The organism is Mycobacterium sp. (assembly GCF_051006775.1).
Classification (GTDB): domain Bacteria; phylum Actinomycetota; class Actinomycetes; order Mycobacteriales; family Mycobacteriaceae; genus Mycobacterium.
Map to the genome: position 1 here is coordinate 1 of NZ_JBPCSX010000039.1, position 6,177 is coordinate 6,177.

Annotated in this window: 8 protein-coding genes; 5 read left to right on the forward strand and 3 right to left on the reverse strand. The window is 67.7% G+C overall.

Annotated features, from left to right (window positions below; all coding sequences use genetic code 11):
* A partial coding sequence (locus tag ACR2JI_RS02885; RefSeq protein WP_526387835.1) for a DEAD/DEAH box helicase occupies nt 1–458 on the reverse strand: 458 nt, incomplete at its 3' end.
* Between the two features lie 143 nt (nt 459–601).
* Here ACR2JI_RS02885 and ACR2JI_RS02890 point away from each other — a divergent pair.
* Nucleotides 602–1,276: a ferritin-like fold-containing protein gene (locus ACR2JI_RS02890; protein WP_526387837.1), complete on the forward strand. Its 675-nt coding sequence runs from the start codon at nt 602–604 to the stop codon at nt 1,274–1,276.
* Here ACR2JI_RS02890 and ACR2JI_RS02895 read toward each other — a convergent pair whose 3' ends face one another.
* Nucleotides 1,277–1,777, reverse strand: a complete 501-nt coding sequence (locus tag ACR2JI_RS02895; protein WP_526387847.1) for an MmpS family transport accessory protein — start codon at nt 1,775–1,777, stop codon at nt 1,277–1,279. It lies immediately after the preceding gene.
* A 176-nt stretch (nt 1,778–1,953) separates the two neighbouring features.
* Between ACR2JI_RS02895 and ACR2JI_RS02900 the strand changes: the two genes are divergently transcribed.
* Entirely contained in the window at nt 1,954–2,193 is a 240-nt protein-coding gene (locus tag ACR2JI_RS02900; protein WP_526387839.1) for a DUF3107 family protein, read from the forward strand.
* A gap of 4 nt (nt 2,194–2,197) precedes the next feature.
* On the opposite strand, the gene fasR is transcribed toward ACR2JI_RS02900, so the two are convergent.
* Nucleotides 2,198–2,839 (reverse strand): HTH-type transcriptional activator FasR, encoded by a 642-nt coding sequence (fasR, locus tag ACR2JI_RS02905; protein WP_526387841.1) that lies wholly within the window; start codon nt 2,837–2,839, stop codon nt 2,198–2,200.
* Between the two features lie 123 nt (nt 2,840–2,962).
* Here fasR and ACR2JI_RS02910 point away from each other — a divergent pair, with 123 nt between their 5' ends.
* From ACR2JI_RS02910 to ACR2JI_RS02920, 3 genes are all read left to right on the forward strand, one after another.
* Nucleotides 2,963–3,946 (forward strand): DUF3152 domain-containing protein, encoded by a 984-nt coding sequence (locus ACR2JI_RS02910; RefSeq protein ID WP_526387849.1) that lies wholly within the window; start codon nt 2,963–2,965, stop codon nt 3,944–3,946.
* Nucleotides 3,947–4,037: 91 nt separating this feature from the next.
* Complete coding sequence (gene moeZ, locus ACR2JI_RS02915) at nt 4,038–5,195, forward strand: adenylyltransferase/sulfurtransferase MoeZ (RefSeq protein WP_526387843.1); 1,158 nt, start codon at nt 4,038–4,040, stop codon at nt 5,193–5,195.
* 36 nt (nt 5,196–5,231) lie between these two features.
* A complete protein-coding gene (locus ACR2JI_RS02920) occupies nt 5,232–6,086 on the forward strand; it encodes a TIGR02569 family protein (protein WP_526387845.1) in 855 nt (284 codons plus the stop codon).
* Nucleotides 6,087–6,177 lie beyond the last annotated feature (91 nt).

A 6,177-nucleotide genomic window follows, 5' to 3' on the forward strand; every position in this document is an offset into this window, starting at 1 on the left:
GCCCCCTTCTGCAGCGACTCGATCTGCGGCTCGTAGGGACGGCCGCCGTAGATCGACACGACCGAGAGTGGACGGGAGCCGGATGTCGGCGACTTCTCGCCTCCGCCTTGCGCCTCAAGGTATTTCGCGGCGCCGGTCAGATCCTCGTAGACCTGGATGCACAGCTCGCGGGTGGGTACCACGATCAGTGCGCGCGGCACCCCGTTCAGCTCGGGCTCGCCCGGTGAGGTGATGCGGTTGAGCAGCGGCACGCCGAAGGCAAAGGTTTTGCCCATGCCGGTGCGGGCCTGACCGATGAGGTCATCGCCGGCCAGCGCGAGCGGGAGGGTGAGCTCCTGGATCGCGAAGGCGTTCTCGATGCCGCGCTCGGAGAGTGCGCGGACGATCTCGTCGCGCACCCCGAGTTGGGCGAAGCTGATGGGTTCACTGACGGGTGAGTGATGTTCCAGATGTGTCACTAATGGCCTTCCGATGCCGTTCCTCGTCTCAAGCTGCAACGCGCGCACGAGAGACCGATATCGGAATTGAGGGGCCCGGCGCCGAGGAGGGCGGGCCCACTACGTGCACGCACATTTCTGTGGAACCTGCGGTTCCGGCTCCCATGTTACCCCCCGGCTACAGTGACCCCATGACCGTGGCGGCCGACCATCCCGGTGTCGACGAATTGTTCGCACTGCTGGCCTACGGCGAGGTGGCGGCGTTTTACCGGCTCACCGACGAGGCCCGGATGGCCCCGAATCTGGCCGGCCGGATCAATATGGCCCGGATGGCCGCCGCCGAGATGGCGCATTACGAACTGCTGCGCGGCACCCTGGAGGCCCGCGGGGTCGACGTGCTGCCGGCCATCACCCGCTACGCCCCGGCGCTGGAGAACTACCACCGGCTGACCATGCCCAGTACCTGGATGGAAGCCCTGGTCAAGACGTATATCGGTGATGCGCTGGCGGCCGACTTCTACCGCCAGATCGCCGAGTCGCTGCCGCCTGAGGTGGCCGATGTGGTGCACCAGGTGATGGCCGAGACCAAAAATTCCCAGTTCGTCGTCGGCGAGGTCCGAGCCGCGGTGACCGCCAGCGACCGTCAGCGCAGCCGGCTGGCGCTATGGGCGCGTCGGCTCCTCGGTGAAGCCATCACCCAGGCGCAGTACGTGATGGCCGAGCGCGACGAGCTGGTGGACCTGGTGCTCGCCGGCGGAGGCCTGGGTCAGATGAGCGATTTCTTCGACAAACTGCAGCGCACGCATGCCGACCGGATGCGCGAACTGGGGTTGGGCTGATCAGCGGTTACAGCTGGCGGCGGGGCTGAAGTCGGTCTGCGACGCCACCGTCGATCCGCCGGCGTCGGTGATCCAGCAGTTCAGCTGGCTGCCGCGGCTGCTGGCAAACACGTAGTTCACCGCCACATCCTGGGTAACGGTCAGCGTCCACGGCAGCCGGACGTTCTCGACGCGCTGCAGTGTCCCGGTCTCGTCGGCGTAGACCACACTCACCGGGTCATCGGGCCGCTGATTTCCCGCGACGGTGTAGGCCACCTTGCGCAGGTCGGTGGGCCCCTGGGTGGCGGCCATACCCTGCACCCGCACCGGGACCTCGGGGGCGACGGTGACGATGCTGGCCTGCGGGTTCTGATGTGGCGTGGCCGGGCCGGGGGTGGCGACGACGACCCGGTGTTCCCCGGTGTTTTCAACGGTCGCGGCGGAGCCGGTCGTGATGACGTAGGTGGTGGCCAGCGCGGTGGCCAGCACGCCGATGGCGGTCAGTGCCACTCGGAATCGCATCACCGTTGTCACGCTAGACAGGCCGCCGGCGAGGCCCGGCCCGGCACACGGGTGCGTTGCCATGCTGTTACCGCAGCTTGATGGCTTTTTAGCCAAACACCCCGGCGGCCCGACGGCCCGGCGCGGCCGTCCACTAGCCTGCTAGGTGAATTGCCACTAGTGAAAGGGGCCCCGCCGTGGAGGTCAAGATCGGTGTCTCGGACAGCCCGCGGGATCTGGTGTTCAACAGCTCGCAGACCCCGGAAGAGGTCGAGACGCTGGTGAAGGCGGCGATGGCCAAGGGCGCGGCAGAGCTGCTGGCACTGACCGATGACAAGGGCCGTCGCATCCTGGTGCAGGCCGCCAAGATCACCTATATCGAGATCGGCGCCGCGGACAAGGGCCGGGTCGGCTTCGGTATCGCCGCCAGTTCCTGATCTTCTAGGACCGCGTCAGCGGGACGTGTGACAGGCCGCCCCAGGCGAACTGCACGGTCCCGTCCACCGCGGTCTCCTTGGAGACCGGCCGGTCAGCGGCCAGCCAGTAGCGGGCGCAATCGACGCTCAGCGCCACCAGGCCGACAGCGATCAACCGGGCCCGGTGCGGCTCCAAGCCGGAATCCCGGCTGACAAGGTCGAACACCGCGTCGGTGCAGGCCTCGGTGGCCACCTTCACCTGGGCCGCAACCGTCGGTTCGGTCACGTAATCGTTCTCGAAGATCAGCCGGAATCCCTGGCTGTCGTCTTCGATGAAGTCGAAGAACGCCTGGACGGCGTCGCGCAGACGCTGACGGTTGTCGGTCGAGGTGTCCAAGGCCTCCCGGACGCTGGACACCAGGATCTCCACATGCTGCGCCAGAACCGCCAGGTAGAGGTCGAGCTTGCTGGCGAAGTGCTGGTAGAGCACCGGTTTACTGACCCCGGCCCGGTCGGCGATCTCGTCCATCCCGGCGGCGTGGAAGCCGCGATCGACGAACAGCTCGCTGGCCGCGGCCAGGAGCTGTTCACGGCGCTCACCGCGGGGTAGACGACTGCCGCGACGGCCCGCGGACTTACCCGCGGCGGTCTCGGCGACGTCGTTCATCCGCGCGACATTACTACTCGACCCTGGTTGCTCGGCGGCAACGTTCCGGGTGTTGGCGTGCTCATATGCCATCCTGGGGCGGTGACCAACGCGTCGGGGCCCCCGGGAAGTGGCCGTGCCCCCATGCTGCGTGGCGAGTGGAATGAGCCGCTGCGCGCCCAGCGTGATCCCCTGACGCAGGGCTCCGGACGCCAGCGCGCCAACCGCGAACAACGGATCGGCGTGCGCAAACAGAGTGAGTTCGGCAGGTTCCTCTCCACCTACGGCTGGCGGGCGTACGCGTTGCCGATCCTGGTGGTGCTCACCGCGGTGGTCCTCTACCAGACCTTCACCGGCACCCCGGTGCAGTCGGCCGAGTCCGAACTCAAGGGTCCGCCGACCATCGGCTCGTTGGGCACCACGATCGTCGGCGCGCCGCCGCGTGGGCTGACCGAGTTCGACGCCAGCCTGCCGACCGGGCTGCTGCCGGCCGGCGGGGCCTTCACCGAGACCGGTGAGCGCAGCTGGCATATCGTGCCGGGCACCTCTCCGAAGGTCGGCGAGGGCAGCGCCAAGACGTTCACCTACACCGTCGAGGTGGAGAACGGCATCGACACCTCGTCGTTCGGCGGTGACGAGGGCTTCGCCAGGATGGTCACCGAGACGCTGAGCAATCCGAAGAGCTGGACGCATGATCCGCAGTTCGCCTTCCGTCGCATCGACGATCCGACCGCCAAGCCGGATTTTCGGGTGTCGCTGACGTCGCCGGTCACCGTGCGTGAGGGCTGCGGCTATGAGATTCAGATCGAAACATCTTGCTACAACCCGGTTTACGGCCCGGACGCCGAGCCGCGGGTGTTCCTCAACCTGGCCCGCTGGGTGCGCGGGGCAATGCCGTTCCAGGGCGATATCGGGTCCTACCGGCAGTACCTGATCAACCACGAGGTCGGCCACGCCATCGGTTACACCACCCATGAGCCGTGCGATAAGAACGGCGCGCTGGCGCCGATCATGATGCAGCAGACCTTCTCGACGTCCGACAACGACGGGGCCCGGTTCGACCCCAGTTCGGTCAAGCCGGACGGCAAGACCTGTCGGTTCAACCCCTGGCCGTATCCGATCGCCTGAGCGTTCCGTTCCCCCTGCGCCGAGTGTGCGCAAACTGCTCAGCCGAGCGGCGTGTTGCCGTACCGACACGCACGGTCGGCACAATGAAGGCATGCCCCTGCCGCCGCTGGTCTCACCCGCCGCTGAGCTGACCCGCGATGAGATCGCCCGCTACAGCCGGCACCTGATCATCCCGGACTTCGGCGCCGAGGCGCAGTTGCGGCTCAAGAACGCCCGGGTGCTGGTGATCGGCGCCGGCGGGCTGGGTTCCCCGACGCTGCTCTACCTGGCCGCGGCCGGTGTCGGCACCCTGGGCATCGTCGAGTTCGATCGCGTCGAGGAGTCCAATCTGCAGCGCCAGATCATCCACGGCCAGAACGACATCGGCAGGCCCAAGGCACAGAGCGCGCGCGACTCGATCGCCGAGGTCAACCCGTTCGTCACCGTCAACCTCTACGAGTTCCGCCTGGAGCCCGAGAACGCCGTCGACCTGTTCGCCCAGTACGACCTGATCGTCGACGGCACCGACAACTTCGCCACCCGCTATCTGGTCAACGACGCAGCGGTGCTCGCGCACAAGCCGTACGTGTGGGGCTCGATCCACCGCTTCAGTGGCCAGGTGTCGGTGTTCTGGGAGGACGCCCCCGACGGGCTGGGCCTGAACTATCGCGATCTGTACCCCGAACCGCCGCCGCCGGGCCTGGTGCCGTCCTGTGCCGAGGGCGGAGTGCTGGGCATCCTGTGCGCGTCCATCGCCGCGGTGATGGGCACCGAGGCGATCAAACTCCTTGTCGGCATAGGTGATTCGCTGCTGGGCCGGCTGATGATCTATGACGCACTGGCCATGACCTACCGCACCATCTCCGTCCGCAAAGATCCCACCGCACCACCGATCACCGGTCTCATCGACTATGAGGCGTACTGCGGTACCTCAGGCCTCGACGGTGATCCGGGCATCACCCCGCAGCAGTTACGCGCCATGCTCGACGCCGGGGCCGACGTCGCGCTGATCGACGTCCGCGAACGCCCCGAGTTCGCAATCAACCGCATCGCCGGTGCGGTGCTGATCCCCAAGTCGGCCATCGACTCCGGTGAGGGTCTGGCGCTGCTGCCGAGCGATCGGGTGGCGGTGCTCTACTGCAAGAGCGGGATGCGTTCGGCGCAGGCGCTGGTTGCGGTCAAGCGGGCCGGATTCGCCGATGCCCTGCACCTGAGCGGTGGCATCCTCGCCTGGGCGGCAGAATTCGAGCCCGACATGGTGATGTACTGACGGCCCGTTGTCGGCCGATGCCCTTACCCTGACCATGTGATCGACGAGCGTCCGCCGGAGCACGTGATGACGGCGTTCGGCGTCAAAGGCGGTGCCCCCGAGCCGCTCGGCGACGGCTGGGACAGCGGCTGGCGCTCCGGTGAGATCGTGCTGTCCCAGATTTCCGACCACGCCCGGGCGGCCTGGTCGGCCAACACCCGCGAATCCCTGTTCGTCGATGGGCTGCGGCTGGCCCGTCCGGTGCGCTCCACCGACGGCCGCTACGTGGTGGCCGGCTGGCGCGCGGACACCTTCGTCGAGGGATCACCGGAACCGCGACACGATGAGGTGATCTCAGCCGCGGTGCGCCTGCATGAGGCCACCGCCAAGCTCGAGCGGCCGCGTTTCCTGACCCAGGCGCCGGTGCCGCCGTGGACCGACGTCGACGTGTTCACCGCCGCCGACCGCGTGGTCTGGGATGAGCGGCTGCTCAAAAGCCTTCCGCTGGGCGCCCCGGAGATCGAGGACACCCCGCACCGCCGGGAGGCCCGGGAACTGCTCGAGCATCTGGCCGCGCTGCGCACGCCCACCAAGAGCACCAGCCAGCTGGTGCACGGGGACCTCTACGGCACGGTGCTGTTCGCCGGTGCGGCCGCTCCGGGAATCACCGACATCACGCCGTACTGGCGCCCGGCGGCCTGGGCGGCCGGGGTGGTGGTGGTCGACGCCCTGTCCTGGGGAGACGCCGACGACGGTCTGATCGAGCGCTGGGAGGACTTCCCGGAATGGCCGCAGATGTTGTTGCGGGCGTTGATGTTCCGGCTTGCTGTGCACGTTCTTCATCCGCGCTCCACCGCGGAGGCATTCCCCGGCCTGGAGCGCACCGCCACCGTCGTCCGGATGGCGCTCTAAAACCTGAACCGGACGTCGGCCAGCGGAATGCGGCCGTCGTCGGACAGTATTCCTTCGCTGCGCAGTAGCTCGAGTTGCGCCCTGGCCAGGT